This is a genomic window from Hydrogenivirga sp. 128-5-R1-1 (assembly GCF_000171895.1).
Genome location: NZ_ABHJ01000376.1, coordinates 1 through 1395 on the forward strand (window position 1 = coordinate 1; position 1395 = coordinate 1395).

Consider the following 1395-nt stretch of genomic DNA (forward strand, 5'->3'; position numbering starts at 1 on the left):
GAGGAGTTCATAAAGTTGAGTTTTATATAAAAACGGATGGAGACAAGATAGCTGATGTGAAATTTAATTCCTCAAAAAGATGTAAAAAATTGATGGCTATAGCAGATTTAGTCGCAGAAAAGTTAAAAGGGCAGAATGTAAAGAATATAAAAATTAACCCTCAAGAGATATTAGATTTCTTCAAAGAAGAAAAAGAAAAGGACAAAATGGAAAACAGACTGTCAATAGTCCTTAAAGCCATAGGTCATACATAAATAGAAACTTTTGTTCCTTCTATAATATTTTCACGGGCAGTTTTGGTAGCTTCCTCAACCTGAGGCTGCTGTGATGCCAGATTTTGCCCTAAATTCTGTTGTATAAGCATTTCCATAAGTTTTTTCTGTAGTTCCAGAGCATCTTTATAAACTGAAACTGCAACTTCATTTCTTACTTCCATTTTAATAACCTCCGATTATAATTTAAGTGTAAAAAATTCAAATATCAAGGATATAAGATGAAAAAGCTAATAACACTGTTTGTTTTTGCTACTGTGATGAGTTCCTGTTTACAAATCACCATAGGCGATAATGACGAAAACAATAATGAAAAACCAAATCCAAGAGTTTTAACAGTTAATACAACATGGTATTGGCAGTTAAACGGTAGCCTCAGAACAGATATACCTGCTGACTTATATGATGTTGACCTGTTTGATACACCTTCCGAGACTATAGCTAAGCTTAAAAAGCAGGGGAAAATAGTCATCTGTTATTTCAGTGCAGGCAGTTATGAGGAATGGCGACCTGATGCATACAAATTTCCGCCAGAAGCAATAGGTAATTCTCTTGATGACTGGGCTGGTGAATACTGGATAGATATAAGAAATCCCGAAATCTGGAATATTATGAGAGACAGACTTGACCTTGCCGTTGCAAAAGGATGCGATGGAGTTGAGCCGGATAATGTAGATGGATACACAAATGATACAGGTTTTAATTTAAGCTACAATGACCAGCTGAGATACAACAGATTTCTTGCAAATGAAGCTAAAAGTAGAGGCCTTTTAATTGGGCTAAAAAATGACCTTGAACAGATACCTGACCTTATTAATTATTTTGATTTTGCTTTAAATGAAGAATGCCATAAATATAATGAGTGTGATTTATTAGAACCGTTTATAAGACAGGGTAAGCCTGTTTTCAATGCCGAGTATGATGATATATATATTTATGATGAAAGAGCCTTCAGAAATTTATGTAATGACGCTAAAAAAAGAAATTTCAGGACAAATGTCTATCCTGTTGAGCTTGATGGTAGTTTTGTAAAAAGCTGTGATTACGGGGAGTATTGATGATAAAAGTGGCATTCTGTATGAACAGGGGATTAAGAGGATATCAGCAGGATTGCATTTATATA

At 34.3% G+C, this 1395-nt stretch carries 3 protein-coding genes; 2 read left to right on the forward strand and 1 reads right to left on the reverse strand.

Going from position 1 to position 1395, the window contains the following annotated elements; translation table 11 throughout:
- On the forward strand, window positions 1-254 hold a 254-nt coding region (locus tag HG1285_RS01495; protein ID WP_008289383.1), incomplete at its 5' end, for an iron-sulfur cluster assembly scaffold protein.
- Here HG1285_RS01495 and HG1285_RS01490 read toward each other — a convergent pair.
- The gene (locus tag HG1285_RS01490) at window positions 245-436 is read right to left on the reverse strand and encodes a hypothetical protein (RefSeq protein ID WP_008289384.1); all 192 of its coding nucleotides are present in this window, start codon (window positions 434-436) and stop codon (window positions 245-247) included. The genes HG1285_RS01495 and HG1285_RS01490 overlap by 10 nt on opposite strands.
- A 57-nt stretch (window positions 437-493) precedes the next feature.
- Here HG1285_RS01490 and HG1285_RS01485 point away from each other — a divergent pair, with 57 nt between their 5' ends.
- Complete coding sequence (locus HG1285_RS01485) at window positions 494-1330, forward strand: endo alpha-1,4 polygalactosaminidase (RefSeq protein WP_008289386.1); 837 nt, start codon at window positions 494-496, stop codon at window positions 1328-1330.
- Window positions 1331-1395 lie beyond the last annotated feature (65 nt).

Bases quoted from the DNA above. Each gene is read 5' to 3' on its own strand.
- HG1285_RS01485 (WP_008289386.1), top strand. From the start codon at position 494: ATGAAAAAGCTAATAACACTGTTTGTTTTTGCTACTGTGATGAGTTCC.
- HG1285_RS01490 (WP_008289384.1), bottom strand. From the start codon at position 436: ATGGAAGTAAGAAATGAAGTTGCAGTTTCAGTTTATAAAGATGCTCTG.